Origin of the sequence: Longitalea arenae (genome assembly GCF_016924755.1) — a bacterium.
Classification (GTDB): domain Bacteria; phylum Bacteroidota; class Bacteroidia; order Chitinophagales; family Chitinophagaceae; genus Niastella; species Niastella arenae.
Genome location: NZ_JAFFJX010000005.1, coordinates 1 through 25,340, shown reverse-complemented (window position 1 = coordinate 25,340; position 25,340 = coordinate 1). Strand labels below are relative to the sequence as shown.

Below are 25,340 nucleotides of genomic sequence, written 5' to 3'. Positions count from 1 at the left end.
GTGTTGTTTCTAAGGAAATTGAATATATGAGAACGCAAAAAAGCGTGATTTATTTCCGAGCACCCGGGAACCGCCCCTTATTCAGCGCATAAGCCCAATGTTATCAGCTTATTAAGCCCAACAGTACCGTCGAAGCTTACTAACGGACATCCCCCGGTCAGCAGCACAGCTCAAAATTAACCTGTTTAGCCTTACAAACCATTTTTATTAACATAATTGCGGCTGAATATCCGTTCAATCCTCAATTGGTAAATTAAAATACTGCTCCATGGTACGCCAGTATTTATCCCGCCTGATAAAGAAAATGATCTCATAAACGGTTTCCTTTGTTTCAACATACCGGTTCAATAAAGCAGCGGTCGTCCTGTAGTCGCTTACATAAAAATAGATGTTCCGGCAATTGTCGTAGGTCTTGTTTCCGGCCAGTATCGTGCGATCGCCCGGGAGCAGGGAGAAAAGCTCCTCTTCGAGGGTTTGCAGTTCTATCAATTGTTCTTTAAATGGGAAACCGTTTTCATCACCGGTATAATTGATATTAACCTGTAATAGCCAGGAATAGGCCGGTTTCTTATCCCAGTACCGGCATTCCATATTGACGGTTAGCAACATCTTTTTCCCATCCTTGTCTTCGGCTTCGAGCAAATGATAAGTATCGGGCCGTTCGGCCGGCACAGATTCGTATTTCTCCACAAACTCCTTTTCGCGCCAGTTGAGGTAGTCATTCAGCTTCGAAATAGGAATTACCTCAATACCCTCGCTGGCAGGAGGCACCGGCCCTGTTTCATAATTATCGATCTTGGTAGCTGTATTCACTTCGCCCAGACCGTTTTCGAGATAGATCATGCCGCCGGCCTGGAACTGATCATCCAACTCTTTATTATACCCGGTATGCGTGATCACGATAGTTACTTCATCAGGATAATCTTCCTGAACGATCGGATAAAAGCTGGTGGTGGCCGTGGTGAACTGAAGCCCATACAGGTCGATGCTGATGCCTTCAAAACCAAGGGCAGGCTTATGGGCCGTGAACACCCAGTTGGGTACTTCGGGTGCTGCTTTTACCAGCTCTTCCACCTTGCTGAACAAGGCAATATCGCCATCTGAAGTAATGATCAGTTCATAGTTACCATTATTATCAGGACCGGCTAATGCTTTAAGATATGGATTAAATGGCTGCATTTGCTGGATCAGTTCCTCCAAAAACGACAAAGCCTGATCAGAATCATTCTTTTCAAGCTCCCGGAACCGGTGTTCATTCTCAACAAACCATTGCCAGAACCTTCGGGCCGCCTGCTCAACTTCTCCTTCCTTTCTATAATATTTGCTTATGCCAGTCATGGTAAATAATTTCTACAATATTGAATACAATATAATCATTTCTTAGCCGTGTTCGCCATTTTGCCCTAACTGTGACAGACAACTGCAATCAGCAGCCGGCTTGCCTTCCTTTGAACACAATAGGGATGCGTATTTCTTCCGGGCCGTTCCTCTTTTTCAACCCATCCAGCCAATAAGGAAAATACCAGGGTTACATTCACGCTACCGGCCTATAGCCGAAGCGCTCCTACAATAATGGATCTTTTTATCTGGTCCTTTAATTGCATGTAATGCATGAATCTGAAAATTTCCTCAGTATATTTGTTTACCAAATTAGATAATATGAAAAAGATCACTACCCGAATTCTGACCTTACTGGTAATGGTATCTGTTTGCACATCACCTGTACTGGCTGCTTCTTTGCCTACTGCCGACAATACTGCTAAAACCGAACCAGCTCCGGCGGCAGTTAATTCAGCTGTTGAAGAATTTAAGAACCTGTCGAGACATGAACGCAAAACAAGAGTTAAAGACGCTAAGAAATTAATGAAAGAGTACAAGGCAGACAAACGGGCTGGTCGTGCTGCTGAGGCCGATCAGGTATTACTGGCTATCCTGGCGATCCTGTTACCGCCACTGGCTGTATACCTGAAAGAAGAAGAGATCACTTCGCGGTTCTGGATCAGCATTATCCTTACACTGCTCTTCTGGATCCCTGGTGTAATATTTGCATTACTGGTGGTTTTTGATGCCATCTAATCCAGAATAAAATGTATTGAAAGGCCCTGACGTTATTGTCGGGGCTTTTTTATTAGCCGGCCAGTGGAATATTATCATGAGTAAAAAGAACAAAAAGACGGAATTTTGTGGCCGGCTTAGCCGATGATAACCGTTTAGATCTATTATGGTACAGGCATATAATTTTTTAGCAAGCTGGCAGTTGTTTCCCGAAAAAGGTACTTATGAATTTGGCGACCGGCCGAAGTCGGGCATTTATAAAATAGAGGCCCTTGACAATGACCGGCTGCTTTGCATTTCCATGAACTGGGTAACCCTCGAGAACCAGGCTTTCGAAAGCCGGTATACCATTGTGCCTGACGGCCGGGAGCACATGTTCGACAACCCCGAGGTGGCAGAAACGCTAAAAGCGACATTTATCGACGGGATCAGTTTTGAAACGGTGTTTTACCGCAACCATGAAGAGGTACTGCATATCCTGCATGAAATAATGCCGAATGGCTATTTGAAGATCACCCAAAAAGGCATCACCCCGCAGTTACAATCCTATACGAATGTTGAATTCTATCATAAACAACTCAGCGTACTGCCCTACTCCGCTTCGGTAGCGGGAGCTGTTATAAAGCCAACAGAAGAAGGTGTGATCAGGCACAAGGCGCTTACGGCCATGGAGGAACAAACCAATATGCAGCTGGAACAGATCCGCAAGCAGATCGAGTTGCTGGCATTACAGGCGCAGGAGATACAAAAACGCAAAGACCTTTCCCTGCTTATTTATGGCGCTAAACTGAATTTTACCCCTGTTATCGGCCATACCTATTATGTATATGAAAAAGGGGATGGCAGTCATTTGCTGTCGATGGTGAGCCCGAAGGAATGGGGCGGCGGCGCCGGCCCTTATAAGAGATTTGTGGCCATGGTTAAGCTGCTGGCCGATCATACCTGGATGGAAGTCGTATAAGCTTCTATAGAACGCTCAATCAGCCAACGGCAGGCAGGTATAAACGCTAATGCTGAACATTGAAGACATTCTGCGACCCTGTGTTTGGGTAAAATTCCAGGAAACCCGGGCGGTGGAAATCTTTTTCCGGAACTATCACAGGCCCCGCGGGGTCTGGTAATTATACAGATTCCCCAAATACACAACCCCGTGCTAATCACACCGGTTAACGCCCTAACGAATTGTCGGCCTGACAATTTTGGAAGCTGCAAGAGCTGTTATAATAGTAAAAATCATACAGCTTCATTATGATCCTACACAATGCCGGCCGCATATTTACGTTTACAGCAACGCAAGGAATTACGGTGTAAGACTTGCAAATACTAAAAATTATTTACATTTTTATCCCTTAATATTCCTAATTAAAAACCAACTAAGCTATGACAGTTCTCGTGCTCTTTATTCTCGCTGTGGCGGTTCTCATTATTGCCAGTATGTGGACCATCTTTACAAAGGCTGGTCAACCAGGCTGGGCCGCGATCATTCCTATTTACAACATGGTAGTTTTATTAAAGATCGTGGGCAAACCCGTATGGTGGATCCTTTTGTTCCTGATCCCCTTCGTGAACTACGTTTTCATCATCTGGACTTACAATATGTTATCCAAGAGCTTTGGAAAATCTGAAGGATATACTGTGGGTCTTATCCTCCTGGGTATTGTGTTCTTCCCCATGCTCGCCTTTGGTGATGCCAAGTACCTCGGACCCTATGGTGATCAGGCTGCTTTCCAGGCTGCGCAGCAACCGCATTTTGATTTCGATGCTCCCAAACCTGCGTAATAGATCTTTACCTGATTATAAAAAAGTCCCGTTATGAAGCGGGACTTTTTGTTTTTTGTGGCTTCTGCTACCGGTTGCCGGTTACCGGTTACCAGTTACCGGTTACCGGTTACCAGTTACCGGTTACCGGTTGCCAGTTACCGGTTACCGGTTACCAGTTGCCGGTTGCCGGTTACCGGTTGCCAGTTACCGGTTACCGGTTTATTGGTCTTTGTGTTTTGCGTTTGCCTTATAATTTGATCTCCACCTCACCGCTGGCCCAGGTCAATAACGCTTTGTTATCACAGGAGCCGCCTGTGCCGAAATCAACATGCAGCACGCGATCGTTGATGGTAATCTTTAAAACACCCTGGGTGATCCAAAAACAGGCTACTGGTTTAATGAGCGGCGATTCTGTATTCTTGGTTACGGTAATACCATTGGCATATTTGATCCGGGTATTGGCTTCGATCGAATATACATCATCGAAACAGGCCGGGGTGGCCGCACCTGCTGCCAATGAAACGGTTTTAGTGCCATTATACGTAAAGCCGCGTCCGTTTGGCCAGCTTATTTTACCGCCTTCAATTTTAACCGAATACTTAACAGCGCCATTGGCACTGAGATTGGTAATGGTCTTCACCCCTTCAATATGCGCCTTGTTTACAAAGTAATCCTGCAGGCTGATGGTAATTACAGCGCCGGCTTTGCGCAATGGGGCAGAAAATGACAAAACTACTTTTCCTTTTCTGATCTTGCCGTCGCGGCAAAGGCATCCATCGCCATAGTCTATTGTAACTGTTTTAGGGAATGTGGTGTCATTAGGTGTAGCAGTAATAGAAACACAGGAGCCGAGTTTCAATTGCAGGTTAACGAACAGATCGATGCGGATACGGGCATTGCTGCCATCTGTTGCCAGGCGGCCATTATCAACGGCGCCTGCTTCGAGGTCGGCGCCGGCTGCCAGTCCGAATTCAGTGATATCATCATATTCACTTTCGGCAGCAGCGTCTTCCATACTCATGGTTTTTGCTTCTTCATCGCTCACGGGTACTTGTGAGCTGTTATCCTTTTTACAGGAAACAACGGATAAAGTGATCAGGAAGAGCATAGCAATAGCAGCTGAAATCTTACATTTCATGATGATACTTTTAAGTGTAAAAAATTGATTGATTATTGTAAAGTGCGGTTTTTTGAAGGCTGCCGGTAGCGCAGGTTTAATGTCATGTTAAAAAAATTAAGATCAACTGCTTTGACTCATTTGACTCATTTAAATCCTTGATCCCTTCGACTTTTTTGATTCTTCATTGCCAATTGATTTTTGCTATTTACATTTATAACTCAATATTGAATTTCCATGAGAGTTGATCTTAGATCCGATACAGTAACCCAGCCCACATCAGAAATGCTGGATGCCATGTTAAGGGCTCATACAGGTGATGATGTATTTGGGGAAGACCCGACCGTAAATTTGCTGGAGAGCATGGCAGCAGAATTATTCGGAATGGAAGCTGCTTTGTATTGCCCCACCGGAACCATGAGCAACCAGATCGCAATTAAGGTACATACCCAACCCGGCGATGAAGTGATCTGTGATCAAAGCGCGCATGTGTATCAATATGAAGGCGGTGGTATGGCCTTTAATTCGGGTGTGCAATCGCGGCTCTTACCCGGCAACCGGGGACGTATTACTGCCGAACAGGTAGCAGCGGCGATTAATCCCGATGATGTGCACAAAGCCCATACATCGCTGGTTTGCCTGGAAAACACCTCGAACAGGGGTGGCGGCAGCTGTTATGACCTGCAGGAAATACAAAACATCCGCACGGTATGCGATAACAATCATTTATCACTGCACCTCGATGGCGCCCGCCTGTTCAATGCCATCGTAGCGCGTAACGAAACCCCCAAACAATACGGTGAATTATTTCATAGTATTTCGGTTTGTTTAAATAAAGGATTGGGTTGCCCTATCGGAAGCATCCTCCTCGGCAGCCAGGCCTTTATTAAAAGGGCGCGGCGGGTTCGTAAAGTTTTTGGCGGCGGCATGCGCCAGGCTGGTTTTATGGCCGCCTGTGGCGTATATGCGCTGAAGAATAATATCATCAGGTTGGAACAGGACCATGAGAATGCGCGGGAAATTGCTTCGAATCTAATCAAAACAACATTTACTGCCGGCATCTTACCGGTTGAAACGAATATCATCATATTCGAGATCCAGCCGCCCTATCATGCAGCACAGGTGGCTGCCGCATTCAAAGAAAAAAATATCCTGGTGATCCCCATCTCACCCACGCATGTAAGAATGGTGCTGCATCTTGACATTACAGCCGGCATGGTGGATTATGTGATCGATACGATCCTCAATTTACAGATCTGATGACTTTGAACTGTGAACCATAAAGTGTGAACTTGGAACTTAGAACTACAACAATGCACTTCAAACTATGAAACAATCCCTGATAGCGGCTTTTCTCTTAATAAACTCCTTAGTTGTATTTTCTCAGAATGACTCTCTTGTATTTGTCTCTGCAAAATGGGAAACCCAAAAGATCGCTCCCGGCATTACCTGGAAACATTATCATTTCAACAACAAGGACCTCTTCAATGCCAATCAAAACATCAATATCATTGATATCAACCTGAAAAAGAAAAGGGCCATCGCCATTGCCTGTGAAGCAAAGGCGCTTAAACCGGTGAGTGAATTTGGCCAGGCAGCGGGCGCTCTTGCCGCTATCAATGGTAATTTTTTCGATATCAAGAACGGCGGCTCGGTTGATTATGTAAGAGTACATGACTCGGTGATCAGCCAAAACAGATTATGGGCAAACAATACCCGCGCAAGGCATCAGCATTCGGCCCTGGTCATTAAAAAGGGAAAACTGCACATTGCCAAATGGGATAGCTCGGCCGATTGGGAATCAAAAATAAAAGCGGCCGATGTGATGCTCACAGGCCCCTTATTATTATGGCAGGGCGAGCGCCAGGCGCTTGACACCGGCGAATTCAACCACCGCCGGCACCCCCGTTCAGCCATTGCCTGTATGAGCAAAAAAAGGGTATTGTTCATTACGGTCGATGGCCGCCATGAACAATCAGCTGGCATGTCGCTTCCCGAATTGACCAATATCATAAAATGGTTAGCAGCAAAAGATGGCGTTAACCTCGATGGCGGCGGCTCCACTACCCTGTGGATCAGCCAACAGCCCGGGAACGGCGTGGTGAACTATCCCTCTGACAACAAGAAATGGGACCATGAAGGGCAGCGGAAGGTGGCTAACGTTATACTAGTAAAGTGATAAGAAATAAGTGTGGTCTCGTTAGACAATGCGCAATGCGCAATGTGATAATTTGATAATTTGATAATGTGATAATGTGACAATGAAATACAGCGTCGGTTAAGCTACGCTTGTGAACCAGTAACTGGTAACCGGCAACCGGCAACGGGCAACTGGTAACCGGCAACCGGCAACTGGTAACCAGTAACTAGCAACCGGCAACTGGCAACCGGTAACCGGCACCTGGCAACCCGCCCCTCCCGGCCAGGAACTTAAAACTTAGTACTAAGAATCCTTTAATTTTGAATCTAATTCAAGAAGTATGCTACCAAAGATCAAGCCTCATCAAACCGAAGCATGGGAAAAACTCGAACGCCATTATAAGAAGATCTCCGAAACACATTTGCGCGAATTATTTGCCGATGATCCTGAGAGGTTCAGGAATTTTTCCATTCAATTTGAAGATATATTATTCGACTATTCCAAAAACCGCATCACCGCCAAAACGCTTTCATTACTGACCGACCTGGCCAATGAATGTAAATTATCCGAGGCCATTGAAGCCATGTTCAGCGGCCAGGCCATCAATGAAACAGAAGGCAGATCGGTACTGCATACTGCCCTGCGCCATATGAGCAATGAACCAATATATGCACAAGGCAGGGACGTAGTACCCCAGGTGCAGCAGGTATTGCAGCAGATGAAACATTTCTGCGAACGCATTCACAGTGGTGAGTGGACCGGCTACACCGGACATAAGATCAAATACATTGTGAATATCGGCATTGGTGGCAGCGATCTTGGACCATATATGGTCACCGAAGCATTGAAACCGTACTGGAAAAGAGACATCCAGGTTTTCTTTGTATCGAATATCGATGCTACCCATATTGTTGAGACCCTGCGTAAGGTCAATCCACAGGAAACTCTTTTTCTCATTGCATCAAAAACTTTCACCACCCAGGAAACCATGACCAATGCCCATACGGCCAGACAATGGTTTCTCGATGCAGCTGGCGATGACAGCTATATAGCCAAACATTTCGTGGCATTAAGCACGAACGAAAAAGAGGTGGTGAAATTTGGCATCGATAAAGCCAATATGTTCGAGTTCTGGGATTGGGTGGGTGGCCGCTACTCATTATGGAGCGCCATTGGTTTATCCATTGCATTGACGGTAGGTTTCGACAATTTCGAATCGCTGTTGAAAGGCGCGCACGCTACCGACCATCATTTCCGCACTGCCCCTTTCGAAAGGAATATCCCGGTGGTCATGGCGCTGATCGGCATTTGGTACACCAATTTTTTCGACAGCCAAACAGAAGCCATTTTGCCATACGATCAATACCTGCATCGTTTTGCCGCCTATTTTCAACAGGGCAATATGGAAAGCAATGGTAAGAGTGTTGATCGCAGAGGTAAAGAAGTACGTTATAACACCGGCCCGGTCATCTGGGGCGAACCCGGCACCAATGGCCAGCATGCATTTTATCAGTTGATCCACCAGGGCACCTTACTGATCCCCTGCGATTTCATTGCGCCGGCTATCAGCCATAATCCTATTGGAGATCATCATGCCAAACTGTTATCGAACTTCTTTGCGCAAACAGAAGCGCTGATGAATGGCAAAACGGAAGTAGAAGCAGAAGCTGAGCTCATAAAAGCAGGTAAAACGCCTGAAGAGATAAAAGCGCTGCTGCCTTTTAAAGTATTTACCGGCAACCGCCCCACCAATTCTTTCCTGGTGAAAAAGATCACGCCCTATACCCTGGGACAGCTCATTGCTTTATATGAGCACAAGATCTTTGTACAGGGCGTTATCTGGAATATCTTCAGTTTTGACCAGTGGGGCGTAGAGCTGGGTAAACAGCTTGCGAATAATATTCTGCCCGAACTGCAGAATGACCAACCTGTAAATAATCACGACTCTTCTACCAATGGGCTGATCAATGCCTGGAAGAAGATGAAGACGGATGCATAATTTTAGTAAGTATACGGTTTCAACATAAAAAAGCTCTGTAGGTAACCACAGAGCTTTTTTATATAGGAAAGTGATGTCTATAAAATTCTTGTACCGAGATAGACCTGGAAGCCCTGGTTCTTCCATTTTTCCCGGTCATCAATATCATTGATGTTTGCAAGGCCAACTACGTAACGGCCGCCCAATTTCAAAGCACCGAGATTTAACTGTACGCCGCCCAGCATCGAGAAATCACCTCTTTTAAAGGCCTCTCTTCCATTCTCAAACACACTTTCATCTTTATTCAAAAGAATTCCGAACTGAGGACCTGCCTGAAAAGAAATGAGTTTGGCAGGGCTAAAACTTAAAAGCACCGGAATGCTTAAATAATTCAGTTTACCCTCTATATCACTTTTGCCACCAGGATAAATATCATTAAAGTTATTAGCCGTTCTGAAGTTGGTTTGATTCCACATAAGTTCAGGTTGGATACCCCATTTTTCAGAAAAATTCAACTCGGCAAAAGCCCCCAGGTTGTAACCGAATTTGAATTCATCTTTCATTGAAGTACCGTCAATTTTAAAAATATTAGCACCGGCTTTGGCGCCTATATGAAATCCTTGAGCAAATGAAAGTGAAGTGAGCGTAGAAGCAATTGTTAATAACGCCAGGGATTTGAGTTTCATATTTTGTTTTTTATGGTTCACCTATAGAATTTCAACTTATATGCCAAGGTTCAACCATGGCTGTTAATTTCCCTTAACAGCTGCGTGAAGAAATGCCTAAAAATCAATGATCAGAAACTTAATCCCGCAGTTATGCTATAAACAGTATTGAGCTTTGAACCCGCATCGAGATCTTGTAAATAATAATCGAACAATACCTGCGATTGCAGCAGGAACCGGCCATTGAGATAACTGCCCCTGAGCGCAAGACAGGCAGATTGAAACGCAAATTGCGTATTATCCGAAATATCGTTATTGCTGGGCAGGGAGTTGGTGCGCACCGGTGAAAAGTTATAGGAATAAGAAGTGTTGAACCCATAGGTTTGTGTACCCGCATTCAACATGGCAATAGGCGTTAACGTTATATTGTCAGATTTGCCTAATATGTTGTACCAGTCGATATCCTTGCGCAGTGAAAAAGTAGCCGAAAGATCGCTCACTGATTCCACGCTTTTTACGATCACATAATAACGGTTCCTGCGCTGCAGCAAACGGGCCAGGCGGGAGGCCTCCCGTTTGTCGTATTCTTCCTTACTGCCCCAGCCATAGCTTACACTGATTGTTGGCCGCAGCCACCATTTCTTATAAGAAAAATAAGCAAACAGTTCGTTCTGTATGGGAGTGGTATAAAAGTCGAGCGAATCCTTGGTAAAGTAGCGGGTATATGCGATGCCCGCCGAAAAGCGTTTTTTGATATAATCAAAGGACGGGCTTACAGAATACTGGTAAAACTGCATTCCCTTATTCAGCAGGGCATAACCGGAGGCAGCGATACCCAGGCCCGACCGGTGAAAATAACCGACCGATGGTGAAAAGATCAGTTTCTTTTCGGTATTTACGGTAACCGTATTCTTGTCGTTAAAGCTGAAAAAACCGGTTCCTACAGCCGTGTTCACCATAAAAAAGCTTTTACGGCCCGCCAGGCTATCGAGGTAAGTATCAAAGTCTTTTAATAAGGAATCCAGTATGGCGGTGGTATCGCCTGCAGCAAATAAAGAATCGATTTTTCCCCCGTTCTGGGAAAAAGTAGGCTGCATAGCAACCGTGAAAATAATCAGAACGAGCAATTTCTTCATACGTTTGCTAATTAACCGGGAAACGGCATAACCGGTGCATAGTGCACGGAATACTGATGAGATAAAAAAAATGCCTGCCGGTTTAATCATTACTAATTTTTTGCTAACTTATATTACCTTAACTATTACGACCATTACACTATGATAACCTGTTTGATCGTGGACGATAACGACTTGTCGAGGCTTACCTTACACCAGCTGGCACTGCAAACCGGGAGGTTACAGGTCAGCGGCGAGTGCAAAGACGCTATAGAGGCACACCGCAATATTACGGCCAATCCACCTGATTTAGTATTTTTAGATATAGAAATGCCCGGAATGACGGGCCTTGAATTGTTGAAAATATTGCCCAAACATACCCTGGCCATCCTCACCACCTCCAAAAAGCAGTATGCGGCTGAAGCATTCGACCTGAATGTGGTGGATTACCTGATAAAACCTGTTAACCTGCCCCGCCTGATGCAGGCCCTTGATAAAGTAAGGGACATCATGATGCGTAGCGATTCTGAGGTAACCTCGGCGGCCGACGATTATCTGTTCATCAGGGATAATAATATTCTTAAAAAATTAAAGCTCGAAGAAATATTATGGATAGAAGCCATGGGTGATTATGTTAAGATCCGTACCAAAACCCAATGGCATATCGTACATTCTACGCTTAAAGCCGTGGAAGAAAAGATCAATTCAGGCCGGTTGATGCGTGTTCATCGCAGTTATATCATTTCCCTTGATAAGATCGACTCCATTGAAGATGGCGCCGTTAACATTACCAATACCCCCATACCCGTAGCCGAAAGTTATCGCAGTAAACTTATTCAGAAAATCAAGTTATTGTAAGAATATAATTAAATTGCAGAGCTCTGTAAACAACAGGCAGCAGACAATAAGCAAGCGGCAAAAGCACAGGTTTTATCATGCGAAAAACCCGGCTTTCAGCAAGCCTGCCCATGCAAATTGTCGATTGCCAATTGATTATCCGTTCCCAGGTTAAGGTTAGGTAATGTGAGGTAGCATCAGTTACCATGAAGCGACAAATCAAACCTAACAGGCTGATATTTTATAGCATTGCGTTTTCGGTGGCTTTTATTGCAGCAGGCATTATTCTTCAATTCAACACCGAGCGGATCATTAGTAAATCCCGCTCAGCCAGCCGCGAAGCCATCGAATCATTTCATTTACATAACAAGCTCCAGAACATTGTTAAGAATGTTATTCTTACCGAAAGTCTGGTAAGGGGCTTTGTAATTACCGGCGACAGCAATTTTATTGCAGGCGTTGAAGACACGCTTTATCTCTTAAAACAGGAACTGGCCGGTTTACAGCAAGCCTCCATGAACCAGTACAACCAGGCTTCCTTTACCCGCCTGGCCTCCCTCATCGAAAAAAGGATCCAGATCAATAATGAGATCATCGATGTTTATACGCGTTTCGGCAAGTCAGAAGCAGAAAAAAGGATCTCGAGCAAAGCAGGCATTATCCTGCGCGACAGCATTACCGATCTGTCGATGCAGCTGGAAAAAGAATTGTACGAACAACTGCAGGCCGGTATCGTACAGAACAGAAAACGTACCGTTATCGTACTGGCCATTAGCCGGCTGCTCACCATACTCGGCTTATCGGGCATAGTGATCTTAAGTTTGCTCATCATCAGGCATATCATGCGCCAGCATCAGCTGATCAAAAAACTGAAACAGGCGCATGACAACGAAACAGAGGCCAGGCAGCAGGCCATTGAATCGGCCAATGTTAAGGAACAGTTCCTGGCCAACATGAGCCATGAAATACGAACCCCTATCAACTCGGTCATTGGCTTCACCAACCTCTTACAGAAAAGCCGGTTAACGGAAGAACAACAGCAATTCGTTAACCTCATACAATCTGCCAGCGAAAATCTGCTGGCCATCATCAACGACATCCTGGACATTTCCAAAATAGAAGCCGGTATGCTGCGGATCGAAAAAAATCCGTTCAGCCTCCGCGGCCTTTGCAGTTCCATAGAAACCATGTTCTATCACAAAGCCCGTGAAAAGAACCTGTCGTTCTCAATATACATCCAGGAGAATATCCCGGATACCCTCAATGGCGATGCCGTACGGCTTACCCAGATAATGGTAAATCTCATCAGCAATGCGATCAAGTTCACGCAAAAAGGCGGCATTTCCATCAATATCACCAGCCTCGCCCAAAACGACGATCAGGTGCAGTTGCGCTTTTCGGTTAAGGACAGTGGCATTGGTATTCCTGCGAGTAAAGTGGAGACCATTTTTGAGCGCTTTCAACAAGGTGAAACGGACACTACCCGCAAATATGGCGGAACCGGGCTGGGCCTTTCTATCGTTAAAAACCTGGTACAGATCCAGGGCGGGCAGATCAGGGTTCTGAGTGAACCCGGCAAAGGCACAGAATTTATATTTGACATCGGATATTCCCTGGTGACGATGGGAGAAGCCATTCCGGCCACAGTAGCAGAAAGAACAGAGATCAGCGCCGGCGCTTTCCCCGATGCCCGGGTACTGGTGGTGGAAGACAATGCCATGAACCAGCTGCTGATAAAGTTCACTTTTCAAAGCTGGAAAGTGAATTACGAGCTGGCCGATAATGGCACCAAGGCTATAGAATGGTTACAGCGCGCCACCTTTCACCTGGTGTTGCTGGATATACAAATGCCCCTGATGGATGGTTATGCCACTGCCCAGGCTATACGTAAAGACCTGAAAAGCGACATTCCCATTATTGCCATGACGGCCCATGCGCTGGCAGGTGAACGCGAAAAATGTTTGAGTTATGGCATGAACGATTACATTTCAAAACCAATCCATGAAAAAGAATTGTACTCGCTGCTGACCAAATACCTGGCTGATGACCGCAATACAAATATTGAAATGTTGAAGAACGAACTGCATTATATCGATCTGAACTTTTTACAGGATATGGTGATGGGTAACACCGACTTTTTAAAGACCATCATCAAACAGTTCCTGAAACAATTCCCCGGCGAAATGGAGGCCCTTAAAAACGCTATCGATCAGAGAGATGCGCGGCAGGTGGCCACCCTCTCCCATCATATTCAATCCACTGTTTCCATCCTCGGCAAGAACACGCCCTTTTTTCAGCAGCTCGAAAAGCTGGAAAAGCTGGCCAAAAAGAACAGTTCCCCCACAGTGCTCTCCACCGAATTCGACAAACTGAATGATTATAAACAGCTGCTGATACAGGAAGTAAACCAGCTGCTGAACGCCCGGGTGTTTTAAAAAACGCTTACCGGACGATTTCAGGCATTCGGCTACACATTTACCCGATTCACCGAAACTGCCCGGCCAAGGGGGTTTTCACAACGTATTTTTGTGTGGTCAATACGAGGAAAACCCCTGAGACCAACTGTAAAATAAGTAGCGATCATTTTATTTTATATAGTTTTTCCCCTAATCCCTAACACCGTAGAGCGTCCTTGTCCCTTTACCGTAGAAATGCCACTGGCATAGTAAATAACCCTAATGAGTTCCTGGTTAAGGCCTGATTTGTAATGCTGAACAGGGAGACTGGCTAAAATGGTTTACGCTGGCCCATTGCACGTAAATGACTTTTCATGTATAACGACCCAAAACTTAGTAGCAAATAGATTTTAGCCGGTCTTCTTTTTACCAAAACCGAAACTAAACGCTGAACCCAAAAGCCCTGAATGGTGCACCCCTTGGACTTACACCCTTACCTGACCAGTAACTAATTCTGATCCGTAACCTGTGCATACATCCGTACTTGTACCCGTTAACCTGGTGTAAGGCCTGATTCAAGCTATCAACTGTTCGTATTACTTCTGAAGCCCTTCGAAACCTGCTTTTACGTAAAAGGAGCGTCTCTGTTTGAGATGCTCCTTTTTTTATGCAGATCCGCCAAAGGCCCTGATTGTACACCTTGATTGTGGAATTTTTGTGTTGAAAAAACAGCACTGATCGTTGAAGGATCTGTTCCGGGAATGCAACAATCAGCGCCTAGAATTGAAATATGCGGTTCGATCTTTAAAAAATCCTGGTTGTTTGTTCAAAAGTCTGTTCAATTCGTTCAAAAAATGCTTCTGTTTGTTAAACAAACAATATCAGTTTGCGCGCAAACAGTATCGGTTTGCAGGCAATCAATATCAGTTTATGCAACAAAGTCTTCTTTTTTTTCAATGATCTTTACAAGTTGTTTAACGAATTGTGCCTACTTTTCAATGATCTGGCCCGATCGTTCAACAAACTGTTCCTGTTGTTCAACAAACTGCTCCCGTTTTGAAACAAACTGGTATTGTTTGCGTGCAATCTGATCCTGGTTGTTCAATAAATGGAGGTGCAAATCATTCATAATCATTCATAGTTGTACAGAATGTGCACCGGTTTTCAGCCAGATAAAAACCTAACTAAGCTCTATTACCGTGATCTCAGGCAGTATGCCAACCCTGCCCGGGTAACCAATAAAACCGTAGCCGCGGTTCACATATAATTTCTGATCGCCCGATTCGTACAAGCCAGCCCACTGTTTATACATATACTGCACGGGGCTCCAGCGGAAGCCGGGCAGTTCCACGCCGAACTGCATACCATGGGTATGGCCCGAGAGGGTTAGGTCGATATCGGAATATTTGGTACGCACCTCTGCATCCCAATGACTGGGATCGTGGCTGAGGAGGATCTTGAAGGGATATTGCTCCGAACCTGGATAAGCCTCTTCCATTTTACCATAGCGGCCAAAATTGCCTTTGGCGCTCCAGTTCTCGATACCCAGCAGGGCAATGCGGTCGGCCCCTTTTTCCAGCACCACATGCTCGTTCATCAGCAGGCGCCAGCCCATTTGTTTATGCACCTGCTTCAATTGTTCCAGGTTCTGCGTTTTCGCTGCATGGCTTTCCCATTTTACATAATCGCCATAGTCGTGGTTACCCAGTGTTGAATACACGCCCAGTGGCGCATTGAGCTTACTGAACACCTCCAGGTACTCTGCCATTTCGCTGGCCCGGTCGTTCACCAGGTCGCCGGTAAACAGGATTATGTCGGGCTTTTCTTTGAGGATCTTTTTAACCCCTTTTTCAACAGCTTCTTTATCCATAAAGCTGCCCGAATGGATATCGGAAATGTGCACAATGCGCATTCCCCGGAACGCTTCCGGCAGGTTCTTAAAGCTCATTTTCAGGCGGTTCACCTGGTAGCGGTATTTATTGCCAAACCCATATACCAGGGTACCGAAGACAGTACCGCCAACGGCCAGTCCAAGCCAGCTAAGGAAAACGGAACGGGAAATTCCCTCCCCGCCCCGGGCAGGATTGCCGGAAGGTTGTTTTACTATTTTGCTGACGACCCAGGTAGCTCCCCGGCGCAGATCGTCTACCCCAAAAAACAGGGCTGCCACCACTTTCGAAATAAAGAGGCCAATAATGACTGCGCGGCCATAGGTTACCAGCCAGCGCGGCCAGCTGTCAAAATTTATATACGGTATTAAAAAGAAGGTCACCAGTGCCGAAATGGAGATCACCCAATACCCGATAATAATGGCCAGCCGGGCTTTGGAAGAAGCAGGCAGCACCACCTGCAGGGCCTGGAAAATGTAAAAATCGAGCAGGGCCATTAATCCAAGGATAAAAAAGAAAAAACCTGAGTTACGCATGTTTGTCTGTAAATTGAATGTGTTCGTTTCTTTAGGAGGCACTACCGTTACCGGAAGCTTATCCGTTCTTATTGGTTATTGCTGATTTACGGATTTCGAGATTTTGAGATTTGTTAGCAGACTGAACTGAAGTGAAATCTCAAATCCCAAAATCGCAAAATCATAGATTGCATTTAAATCAGGTAGACGAACCACATTCATTAAAATTGTATAAACTCCGAAACCTGCATTTCAATAGCGCGTAAGGTACCGGTGTCGTGAATGTCGCCGGAGCCATGCATCATCTTATCGACCAGGGAGATAGGCAGTTTATTGGGATGTACCACCACGCGGAGGTAATGTAAAATACTTGTTAAATGCTCCAGGCCGCGCAAATTGCCGCCCCGGCCGGTGGCCACGCCGGTAAGCAGGGCCTTCTTACCCCACCATACTTTTTTATAGTCGGAGATATCGAACATCAGTTTCAATACCCCGGGTATGCTGCCATTATATTCAGGGGAAACAAAGATGAATTTACTGGTGGGAATGAGGATGTCCTGCTCCAATTGGGTATACTCAGGGGTTCTGTCAACATACTTCCACCCTTCCAGCGTAACAAAATGCGGCGTAATCTGCTTCGATTTTAAAACTTCCTGGTAATGCCTCGCTACTTTTTCAGTATTGCTTCCCGGCCTGTTAGTGCCGGAAACGATGGTATAAATTTCACTCATTGTAAGAATAATAACGTTGAAAACAGTTCACAGTTCACACCTACGTTTCACAATTCAAAGTTCTCAGTTCAAAGTTTATAGTTCAAAGTTTACAGGTTCATAATTTTTGGTTTTCTGTTAGTTTGTAAGTTTGTACGGTATTGGAACTGTGAACTTTAAACTTAATACCTGGAACTTAAAAAAATACTACATGAATTTCACTTATTATGGTCATTCCTGCTTTTCGGTTGAGATCAAAGGTACAAAACTGTTATTCGATCCATTTATTACGCCCAACGAACTGGCCAATAAAGTAGTGAATGCCGATACGGTAGAAGCCGATTATATACTGGTATCGCATGGCCATGCCGATCATACGGCCGACCTGGTATCCATTGCCAAACGTACAGGCGCCAAAGTGATCTGCAGCTGGGAAATTTACGAATGGTTGGGCAAACAGGGTATTACCCATGTACATCCCATGAACACCGGCGGTAAATGGAATTTTGACGCTTTTACCCTCAAGGTTGTGGTGGCCCATCATTCATCGGGTTTACCTGATGGCTCCTATGGCGGAAATCCATTGGGTTTTATTATAAGCTCTGAAGAAGGCAATTTCTATTACAGTGGTGATACAGCGCTCACGCTCGATATGCAGCTGATACCTACCTGGGCTGAACTGAATTTCGCGGTATTGCCTATCGGTTCCAATTTCACCATGGATGTGGAAGATGCGGTGCGCTGCGCCGCCATGATCAAATGCCAGCAGATCATCGGTGTGCATTACGACACCTTTGGCTTTATTAAGATCGATCATGATAAAGCCAGGAAGGCTTTTGCCGATACCAGCTGTGTGTTGCATTTGCCGAAAATTGGCGAAACGGTTACTATGAAATAAGGGCAATACATTAGGATATTAACTAATTAACCGGCCGCAAATTTCCGGGGATCTTTCGGGTAAAAAAGGGCCGAAACAGCGGGTTTTAAAATATTAAAACATTAAATGCTGATAATAAGCCTAATGTAATAATTTTGCGGTCCAATTGGGGCATCCTCCTTTTTTTGGGGGATGCTTTTTATTGTTGAGTTAATACAATTTTATTCACTATCGGGTTTATGAAGGGTAATAAATGCGGTAAATAAGTATATTGTCACCGAAATTTGCCCTTTCTACGGTTTAACTGCCGGAAAAGACGAATTCCATATGTTGATGTTTCGTGTTTTTAGGAAGGCATAGGAGCCGATATAAGTGAACAATTAAAAAAGATCCAACGACCTGCCAGGCTGATCGTGCAACGCGAAGGCAAAGCAGGCAGGAATGTAACTAATCACTATGAGCCGAGTAATTGGAGTAGCCAATCAAAAAGGGGGAGTCGGAAAAACAACTTCCGCCATCAACCTGGCGGCCAGTCTGGCCGTTCTGGAATTCAGAACATTATTGGTAGATGCCGATCCGCAGGCGAATAGTACCAGCGGGGTGGGTTTTGATCTGCACAATATTCAAACAAGCCTGTATGACTGCATGGTAAACAGTACGCCGGGGCGGGATGTGATCCTGAAATCAGAGATCCCCAACCTCGACATCATTCCATCGCACATTGACCTCGTAGGTGCTGAAATTGAAATGATCAACTATCCCAACCGGGAAAGTGTATTAAAAAGCATACTGGAACCAGTGAAAGAGCAGTACGATTTTATTATCATCGACTGTTCACCATCACTGGGTTTGATAACGGTGAATGCCCTTACGGCAGCCGATTCGGTAATGGTGCCGGTACAGGCAGAGTTTTTTGCATTGGAAGGTCTTGGCAAATTATTGAACACAATTAAGATTGTGCAAAGCCGTTTAAATCCAGACCTGGTCATCGAAGGCATCCTGATGACTATGTACGACGGCCGTTTGCGCCTGTGTAACCAGGTGGTAAATGAGGTGCGCAAACATTTTGACGAAATGGTGTTTGATACAATTATCCACCGCAATGCCCGCATCAGCGAGGCGCCCAGCGCTGGTAAACCGGTGATTTTGTATGATGGTCAAAGTAAAGGGGCTGTCAACTATCTGAACCTGGCCAAAGAGATCCTGCAAAAGAACGATATGACAAAAATCAAGCAGGAAGAGCGGATATTAGAATAATGCGGTGGTGTAGGTCCCGCCAGGGCGGGCTTGACAAGATCCAAAACAATAAACCATATACAATCAATGACCAACCCCAAACAAAATAAAGACGCGCTGGGTAAGGGAATCCGTTCCCTGTTGCAGAATATAGATTCTGACCTGAAAAATGCAGCCGGCAACCTTAAAAAAGACGTTGCCGAAACAGTTGTTTCCATTTCACGTATTCCCATCGATCAAATTGAGCCCAATCCCCGCCAGCCCCGTCATGATTTTGACGAACAGGCTTTGCAGGAACTGGCCGATTCTATAAAGCTGCACGACATTGTGCAGCCGATCACGGTTTCTACACTAACCGCCGGTAAGTACCGGCTTATTTCGGGTGAACGCCGCTGGCGAGCTTCCAAAATAGCCGGCCTGAAAGACGTACCTGCTTATATCCGCCAGGCCAATGACCAGGAACTGCTGGAGCTGGCCCTGCTCGAAAACCTGCAACGCGAAGACCTGAACGCCGTTGAAATTGCGCTCAGCTATAAACGCATGATGGAAGAGCTGAACTATACACAGGAGCAGGTGGCCGAACGGATGGGTAAAGAAAGAAGTACGGTGGCCAACTACATCAGGTTGCTGAAACTGCCCCCTGATATTCAGGTAGCCGTGCGGAAGAATGAGATCAGCATGGGCCATGCCCGCGCATTGATCAATGTAGATACTGTAGATAAGCAATTATTCATTTATAATGAGATCAGAAGCCGCAGCCTTTCGGTTCGGCAAACAGAAGACCTGGTTCGCAAAATGTATAAAAGCGGTGGTGAAGCCGGTGTTAAAGAATCGGTAAAACCCACCCTGCCCCCGGCCTATAAGAAAATTGAAGATAACTTAGCAACGCATTTTAGCACCAAGGTCAAGTTAAATCATAACAAAAACGGGCACGGAAGTATTTCGATCGAGTATTACTCAATTCAGGAGCTGAATAAGATTTTAGATCAGATCGGTGTCTCGGCTTAAGTTCGCCTGCATGAAACAATTTGTATTTGTTATTGCAATTATCCTTACAGTACCCGCGCTGGCATGGTCGCAGCAAAAAGACAGCCTCATTGTAACTGATACCAGTGGCAAAGTGGTTGCCAGCTCGAAGGTAAAAAAAGGGCTGTGGCGCGATTCCGCGGGTAACCGAACCTACATACCCCGCAAGGCTGCTATCTATTCTGCTGTTTTCCCCGGACTTGGCCAGATCTACAATAGAAAATACTGGAAAGTACCCATCGTATATGCCGCTATAGGCATTCCCATTTATACTTTTTTTGATAACCGCACCTGGTATAACCGAACCCGTTATGCGCTTGCAGTAGCGGAAATGGATCCTGCCAGCACTGGTTATCCCGACAGCCTGGCAAGTGTACATTCCTCCCTGAGTACATTGGTAAGGCAAAAGCAGATAAACTCCCTGTTGAATTACCGCAATGACTTCCGTAAGAATATGGACTACTCCATTCTGTTCACCCTGCTCTTCTGGGGCCTGAATGTAGTGGACGCCACGGTAGACGCCCACCTGAAAGGATTCAATGTAAATGAAAACCTCAGCATGCAGGTAAAACCCGCTGTATTAGGGAACCGGGCCATTGGCCTCAGTTTGGTGTTTACATTTGACGATAAGCCCTCAAAATAATACCTTAGCTCTTTTTAGTTATTCAGTTATTGAGTTATTAAGTAACGGCATACAGGAACTTATGAACCAATAACTCAATAACTAATGAACTTAATAACTTAAAAAGATGAAAATTGCTTTAATCGGATACGGAAAAATGGGTCATGCCATTGAAGAAATTGCCCTGGAGCGTGGCCACGAAATAGTTTTGAAGGTAGGCATTGAGAATATCGAAGAGAATACCATAGAGAATATTCAAAAGGCCGATGTAGCCATTGAATTTACGGGTCCGGAAGTAGCGTTCGACAATGTGATCAAATGCCTCGATGCAGGCGTTCCTGTGGTGAGCGGTTCTACCGGCTGGCTGCAGCGTTTTGAAGAAGCAACCGTTTATTGCAACAAAAAGAATGGCGCGCTTTTGTATGCGAGCAATTTCAGTGTAGGCGTGAACATTTTCTTTGCGATCAATAAAAAGCTGGCCGAACTGATGGCCCCTCATACCGAATACGATGTGTCGGTTACAGAGATCCATCACACCCAGAAGAAAGACGCGCCGAGTGGTACGGCCATCACGCTGGCAGAAGGCATTTTGCATTCCATAAAGCAGAAGAAAAAATGGGTGAACGAGGTAAGCAGGAACCGGGAAGAACTGCAGATCATCAGTGAGCGTATTGATCCGGCGCCCGGTACCCATATCATCACTTATTCTTCGGAGATCGATGACATTGAAATAAAACATACCGCCCATAACCGCAAAGGTTTTGCTACCGGAGCTGTACTGGCTGCCGAATTCCTGCCCGGTAAGAAAGGTATTTACAGTATGAGCGATGTACTCGGACTGTAACAAATAAATAAAAAGAAAATATAACCCGCATAACCCCGCCCTGGCGGGGTTAATTCTTTTTAGGCTGCGAAAGCCATTGATCAGCCTAAGAAAAATCGTGAACAGGCGGTCTTCGATGCAAAAAACAAATAAAAACCTGGTGGAATTGTTTCCTGCATCAGTTAGCGTACGAGCCGCCCTTACTTATCAATGATTTGATATTACTCAATTTTTATGGCAACCTTAGGTTACTGTCGGTTAATTCAGTAAATTTTAGTAAGATTTACCAAACTACTGCTACATGAACTGTTTCAAACCGGATCATCCTTGTTACACTTATTCCTTTCCTTCATCCTTACAAATCGGATTTGGAAGATCGTCATCTGGCCCACCCTGTATCCCATCTGTTCGAGCCTCTTTTACTCCTTTTTCTGCGTTTTATGGCATTAATGCCGGAAAACCCCTTCCGGCAGCCGGAACGATTTCCTGTTCCGGGTCATCTGTAACAAGCAGTGGCAGAAGATTTGATAGATATAATACTGGCCTGGGGTAGTAAAGTTTGCGCGTTGGTTCAAGCCATAGAAGTCAAACTATTTATCGGCTGATTGTTTAACCTGCCAAACATGAAACGAAAAAAGATCCGCATGGCTATTGCAGAAGATCACCAGACGGTAATCGATGGATTGCTGTCGCTGTTACACAAACATGAATATTTCAAAGCCGTTATCATTACTACGAATCCCCAGGAACTGCTTCGGCAGATGGCTTGCACGCCGGTTGATATTTTGTTTGCAGACATTATTATGCTTTACAGGAATGGCCATGAGCTGGCCAACCGGGTAAAAGAATTGTTTCCCCGGGTAAAAATGGTTGCCCTGTTCGAAAAGGGGCAAAACAATGTTGTTAATGCAATGATCGAAGAAGGCACTATTGCCGGCTATGTATTAAAAAGCACAGATAAACATACAATAACCAAAGCATTGGAAAACATGATTGAGCAAATTTACACTAACGATAAAACTCTACAGGAAATGCCTAATCCTACTGTCCGCCTCAGAAAAGTACCTGCCGAAACCATCCATCTTACCGGCCGGGAGCTTGAGGTCATCCGCCTTATCGAGCAGGAATTCAGTAATAAACAGATCGCTGAAAGGCTGTTTATCAGCGAACGTACGGTTGAAACGCACCGTAAGAACATATTCCGCAAGACAAAGACCAACAGCGTTATCGGGCTTATAAAGTATGCCTATGTAAACAAGCTGGTGGCTATCCGGTAAAATGCTAAACGCTAAAGGCCCAACGCCTAACGCCCGGGCTGAACGCTTGATGCTTAACGCCAAATTCCCTGTTATCAGTTGCCGGGCGTTCCGCATCTGGCTGTCGGCCTTCCGCCTTTTGGTGTTCTGCGTGCCGCCTTCCACGTGCTGCATGCTATCGATCCATTTAAGATAGCGGATGATAAATAAATTATTTTATCTTACGGCCTTATAGCCCTGCGATCCAAGGCGGGGTACTTTTCGTGTTTTAAACTGAAAATACATGCTATCCAAGAAAGCTCAGTATGCCTTTAAGGCCTTGATGTATATGGCTGATAAGAAAGAAAATGAACCCATCCTTATTGCTGAAATATCCAAGAAGAAGCGGATCCCCCTGAAATTTCTGGAAAACATATTGCTGGAACTGAAAAAAGCCGGCATCCTTGACAGTAAAAAGGGCAAAGGCGGAGGCTATTTCTTCAAAACATCGCCCAAGGACATTCCCCTGGCCAAGATCGTGCGTTTGATAGACGGCCCTATTGCCATGTTGCCCTGCGTAAGCCTGTACTTTTATGAACGCTGCAAGAACTGCGATGAAAAGCAGTGCGGCCTGCACGACATGATGGTACTGGTACGGGACGCCAACCTGCGGATCCTGGAAAAGAAGACCGTGGCCGATCTCACCAAGAAAATGATCTGATTCAATAAGATACAAAGCCAAAAGCTTCCCCGCCGGGAAGCTTTTTTCTTAAACGCCCCCTATCTTTAATTCAGCGAGTTTCGCACTTAAATTGTAGCTTTGCGACCGAAATAAACATTTAAAACGATATGTCTACTATCACCAAAAACATTGATTTTTCACTTCCCTATAAGGTTAAAGATATCAGCCTTGCTGAATGGGGTCGTAAGGAGATACGCCTTGCAGAAGCTGAAATGCCCGGTTTGATGGCGTTACGTGCTGAATATGGTCCGTCACAGCCATTAAAAGGCGCCCGCATTGCCGGTTGCCTGCATATGACCATTCAAACAGCGGTGCTTATTGAAACCCTGGTGGCTTTAGGCGCCGAGGTTAAATGGAGCTCCTGCAATATCTTTTCTACCCAGGATCAGGCTGCCGCTGCAATCGCTGCTGCCGGTATTGGCGTTTACGCCTGGAAAGGCCAGACGCTGGAAGAAGCCGACTGGTGCATTGAACAAACCTTGTTCTTTGGTGGCGCCGACCGCCCGCTGAACATGATCCTCGATGATGGTGGCGACCTTACCAACATCGTACTGGATAAATACCCTGAGCTGGTGCAACATATCCGCGGGTTGAGCGAAGAGACCACTACGGGTGTTCACCGCCTGTACGAAAGAATGGCCAAGGGTACCTTACCCATTCCTGCCATCAACGTAAACGACTCGGTTACCAAATCAAAATTCGACAATAAATACGGTTGTAAAGAAAGCCTGGTTGATGCTATCCGCCGCGCTACCGACGTAATGCTGGCTGGTAAAGTAGCCGTGGTTGGCGGTTATGGCGACGTAGGTAAAGGTTCTGCAGCTTCCCTGGCTGGTTCAGGCTGCCGCGTAATTGTTACCGAAGTTGACCCCATCTGCGCTTTACAGGCTGCTATGGACGGCTTTGAAGTTAAAAAGATGATCGACGCCGTGAAGGAAGCCGATATCATTGTTACCGCTTCGGGCTGCCGCGACCTCATCACTGAAAAGCACTTCCGTGCCATGAAGGATAAAGCTATTGTTTGTAACATCGGGCACTTTGATATAGAAATTGATGTAGCCTGGTTGAACAACAACTACGGAAATACCAAAGACACCATTAAACCTCAGGTAGACCTGTATAATATCGACGGTAAAGAGATCATCCTGCTGGCGGAAGGCCGCCTGGTGAACCTCGGATGCGCTACAGGCCACCCCAGTTTTGTAATGAGTAATTCATTTACCAACCAAACACTGGCCCAATTAGAACTGTGGACAAACAGTAAAAGCTACGAGAACAAAGTATACGTTCTGCCTAAACACCTCGATGAAAAAGTAGCCCGCCTGCACCTGAAAAAAATAGGTGTTGAACTGGATGAGCTCACTGATGAACAGGCTTCTTACCTGGGTATACCCAAAGCCGGGCCTTTCAAACCCGAGCATTACCGTTATTAATACAGGCAAGCGAACTATAACTAACAAGCCTGCATTTTATAGAGTAGGAAGTAAGAGATTATTTCCCTTACTGTCCTCTCACACCACCGTACGTGCCGTTCGGCATACGGCGGTTCATTAAACATTAACAGTTTTAGAAGGCTTTACGATGTCCATCAGACTAGTGAA

Annotated in this window: 24 protein-coding genes; 17 read left to right on the top strand and 7 right to left on the bottom strand. The window is 45.4% G+C overall.

The window, feature by feature from the left end:
• Window positions 1–234 precede the first annotated feature (234 nt).
• Window positions 235–1,338: a DUF695 domain-containing protein gene (locus JT717_RS12900; RefSeq protein ID WP_205510894.1), complete on the bottom strand. Its 1,104-nt coding sequence runs from the start codon at window positions 1,336–1,338 to the stop codon at window positions 235–237.
• A 321-nt stretch (window positions 1,339–1,659) separates the two neighbouring features.
• On the opposite strand from JT717_RS12900, the gene JT717_RS12895 reads away from it, so the two are divergent.
• From JT717_RS12895 to JT717_RS12880, 4 genes are all read left to right on the top strand, one after another.
• Complete coding sequence (locus JT717_RS12895) at window positions 1,660–2,076, top strand: YqaE/Pmp3 family membrane protein (protein ID WP_205510893.1); 417 nt, start codon at window positions 1,660–1,662, stop codon at window positions 2,074–2,076.
• A 145-nt stretch (window positions 2,077–2,221) separates the two neighbouring features.
• Window positions 2,222–3,016, top strand: coding sequence for a DUF2452 domain-containing protein (locus JT717_RS12890; protein ID WP_205510892.1), 795 nt, complete (start codon window positions 2,222–2,224; stop codon window positions 3,014–3,016).
• A 419-nt stretch (window positions 3,017–3,435) separates the two neighbouring features.
• Window positions 3,436–3,834 (top strand): DUF5684 domain-containing protein, encoded by a 399-nt coding sequence (locus JT717_RS12885; protein WP_205510891.1) that lies wholly within the window; start codon window positions 3,436–3,438, stop codon window positions 3,832–3,834.
• 33 nt (window positions 3,835–3,867) lie between these two features.
• Window positions 3,868–4,074 carry a hypothetical protein gene (locus tag JT717_RS12880; protein ID WP_205510890.1) on the top strand — a complete coding sequence of 69 codons (207 nt, stop codon included), beginning with the start codon at window positions 3,868–3,870 and terminating at the stop codon, window positions 4,072–4,074.
• Here JT717_RS12880 and JT717_RS12875 read toward each other — a convergent pair.
• The gene (locus tag JT717_RS12875) at window positions 4,064–4,954 is read right to left on the bottom strand and encodes a PDZ domain-containing protein (protein ID WP_205510889.1); all 891 of its coding nucleotides are present in this window, start codon (window positions 4,952–4,954) and stop codon (window positions 4,064–4,066) included. The genes JT717_RS12880 and JT717_RS12875 overlap by 11 nt on opposite strands.
• Before the next feature lie 216 nt (window positions 4,955–5,170).
• Between JT717_RS12875 and JT717_RS12870 the strand changes: the two genes are divergently transcribed.
• The 3 genes from JT717_RS12870 (at window position 5,171) to pgi (ending at window position 9,072) form a co-directional block, all read left to right on the top strand.
• On the top strand, window positions 5,171–6,193 hold the full coding sequence (locus JT717_RS12870) for a threonine aldolase family protein (RefSeq protein ID WP_205510888.1): 1,023 nt from the start codon (window positions 5,171–5,173) through the stop codon (window positions 6,191–6,193).
• 67 nt (window positions 6,194–6,260) lie between these two features.
• Window positions 6,261–7,112: a phosphodiester glycosidase family protein gene (locus tag JT717_RS12865; protein ID WP_205510887.1), complete on the top strand. Its 852-nt coding sequence runs from the start codon at window positions 6,261–6,263 to the stop codon at window positions 7,110–7,112.
• Between the two features lie 301 nt (window positions 7,113–7,413).
• Window positions 7,414–9,072 carry a glucose-6-phosphate isomerase gene (gene pgi, locus JT717_RS12860; RefSeq protein ID WP_205510886.1) on the top strand — a complete coding sequence of 553 codons (1,659 nt, stop codon included), beginning with the start codon at window positions 7,414–7,416 and terminating at the stop codon, window positions 9,070–9,072.
• Between the two features lie 77 nt (window positions 9,073–9,149).
• Here the strand turns inward: pgi and JT717_RS12855 are convergent, their stop codons facing one another.
• Window positions 9,150–9,737, bottom strand: a complete 588-nt coding sequence (locus JT717_RS12855; protein WP_205510885.1) for a porin family protein — start codon at window positions 9,735–9,737, stop codon at window positions 9,150–9,152.
• Window positions 9,738–9,847: 110 nt separating this feature from the next.
• Window positions 9,848–10,852: a hypothetical protein gene (locus JT717_RS12850; protein ID WP_205510884.1), complete on the bottom strand. Its 1,005-nt coding sequence runs from the start codon at window positions 10,850–10,852 to the stop codon at window positions 9,848–9,850.
• A gap of 159 nt (window positions 10,853–11,011) precedes the next feature.
• Between JT717_RS12850 and JT717_RS12845 the strand changes: the two genes are divergently transcribed.
• Window positions 11,012–11,689, top strand: coding sequence for a LytR/AlgR family response regulator transcription factor (locus JT717_RS12845; RefSeq protein ID WP_369411702.1), 678 nt, complete (start codon window positions 11,012–11,014; stop codon window positions 11,687–11,689).
• A 185-nt stretch (window positions 11,690–11,874) separates the two neighbouring features.
• Window positions 11,875–14,103 (top strand): ATP-binding protein, encoded by a 2,229-nt coding sequence (locus JT717_RS12840; RefSeq protein WP_205510883.1) that lies wholly within the window; start codon window positions 11,875–11,877, stop codon window positions 14,101–14,103.
• A gap of 949 nt (window positions 14,104–15,052) precedes the next feature.
• On the opposite strand, the gene JT717_RS12835 is transcribed toward JT717_RS12840, so the two are convergent.
• The 3 genes from JT717_RS12835 to JT717_RS12825 all read right to left on the bottom strand — a co-directional run bounded on the left by JT717_RS12835 (window position 15,053) and on the right by JT717_RS12825 (window position 17,199).
• Window positions 15,053–15,193: a hypothetical protein gene (locus JT717_RS12835; protein WP_205510882.1), complete on the bottom strand. Its 141-nt coding sequence runs from the start codon at window positions 15,191–15,193 to the stop codon at window positions 15,053–15,055.
• Window positions 15,194–15,244: 51 nt separating this feature from the next.
• Window positions 15,245–16,489 carry a metallophosphoesterase gene (locus tag JT717_RS12830; protein WP_205510881.1) on the bottom strand — a complete coding sequence of 415 codons (1,245 nt, stop codon included), beginning with the start codon at window positions 16,487–16,489 and terminating at the stop codon, window positions 15,245–15,247.
• A gap of 200 nt (window positions 16,490–16,689) precedes the next feature.
• Complete coding sequence (locus JT717_RS12825) at window positions 16,690–17,199, bottom strand: NADPH-dependent FMN reductase (protein ID WP_205510880.1); 510 nt, start codon at window positions 17,197–17,199, stop codon at window positions 16,690–16,692.
• A gap of 190 nt (window positions 17,200–17,389) precedes the next feature.
• On the opposite strand from JT717_RS12825, the gene JT717_RS12820 reads away from it, so the two are divergent.
• From JT717_RS12820 to ahcY, 8 genes are all read left to right on the top strand, one after another.
• A complete protein-coding gene (locus tag JT717_RS12820) occupies window positions 17,390–18,076 on the top strand; it encodes a metal-dependent hydrolase (RefSeq protein ID WP_205510879.1) in 687 nt (228 codons plus the stop codon).
• Between the two features lie 435 nt (window positions 18,077–18,511).
• Window positions 18,512–19,312, top strand: coding sequence for a ParA family protein (locus JT717_RS12815; protein WP_205510878.1), 801 nt, complete (start codon window positions 18,512–18,514; stop codon window positions 19,310–19,312).
• Window positions 19,313–19,378: 66 nt separating this feature from the next.
• On the top strand, window positions 19,379–20,299 hold the full coding sequence (locus tag JT717_RS12810; protein WP_205510877.1) for a ParB/RepB/Spo0J family partition protein: 921 nt from the start codon (window positions 19,379–19,381) through the stop codon (window positions 20,297–20,299).
• Window positions 20,300–20,309: 10 nt separating this feature from the next.
• Window positions 20,310–20,960 carry a DUF5683 domain-containing protein gene (locus tag JT717_RS12805; RefSeq protein WP_205510876.1) on the top strand — a complete coding sequence of 217 codons (651 nt, stop codon included), beginning with the start codon at window positions 20,310–20,312 and terminating at the stop codon, window positions 20,958–20,960.
• 106 nt (window positions 20,961–21,066) lie between these two features.
• Window positions 21,067–21,783 carry a 4-hydroxy-tetrahydrodipicolinate reductase gene (gene dapB / locus JT717_RS12800; RefSeq protein ID WP_205510875.1) on the top strand — a complete coding sequence of 239 codons (717 nt, stop codon included), beginning with the start codon at window positions 21,067–21,069 and terminating at the stop codon, window positions 21,781–21,783.
• 602 nt (window positions 21,784–22,385) lie between these two features.
• On the top strand, window positions 22,386–23,039 hold the full coding sequence (locus JT717_RS12795) for a response regulator transcription factor (RefSeq protein ID WP_205510874.1): 654 nt from the start codon (window positions 22,386–22,388) through the stop codon (window positions 23,037–23,039).
• A 262-nt stretch (window positions 23,040–23,301) separates the two neighbouring features.
• On the top strand, window positions 23,302–23,718 hold the full coding sequence (locus JT717_RS12790; protein ID WP_205510873.1) for an RrF2 family transcriptional regulator: 417 nt from the start codon (window positions 23,302–23,304) through the stop codon (window positions 23,716–23,718).
• A gap of 128 nt (window positions 23,719–23,846) precedes the next feature.
• Window positions 23,847–25,172 (top strand): adenosylhomocysteinase, encoded by a 1,326-nt coding sequence (ahcY, locus tag JT717_RS12785; protein WP_205510872.1) that lies wholly within the window; start codon window positions 23,847–23,849, stop codon window positions 25,170–25,172.
• Window positions 25,173–25,340 lie beyond the last annotated feature (168 nt).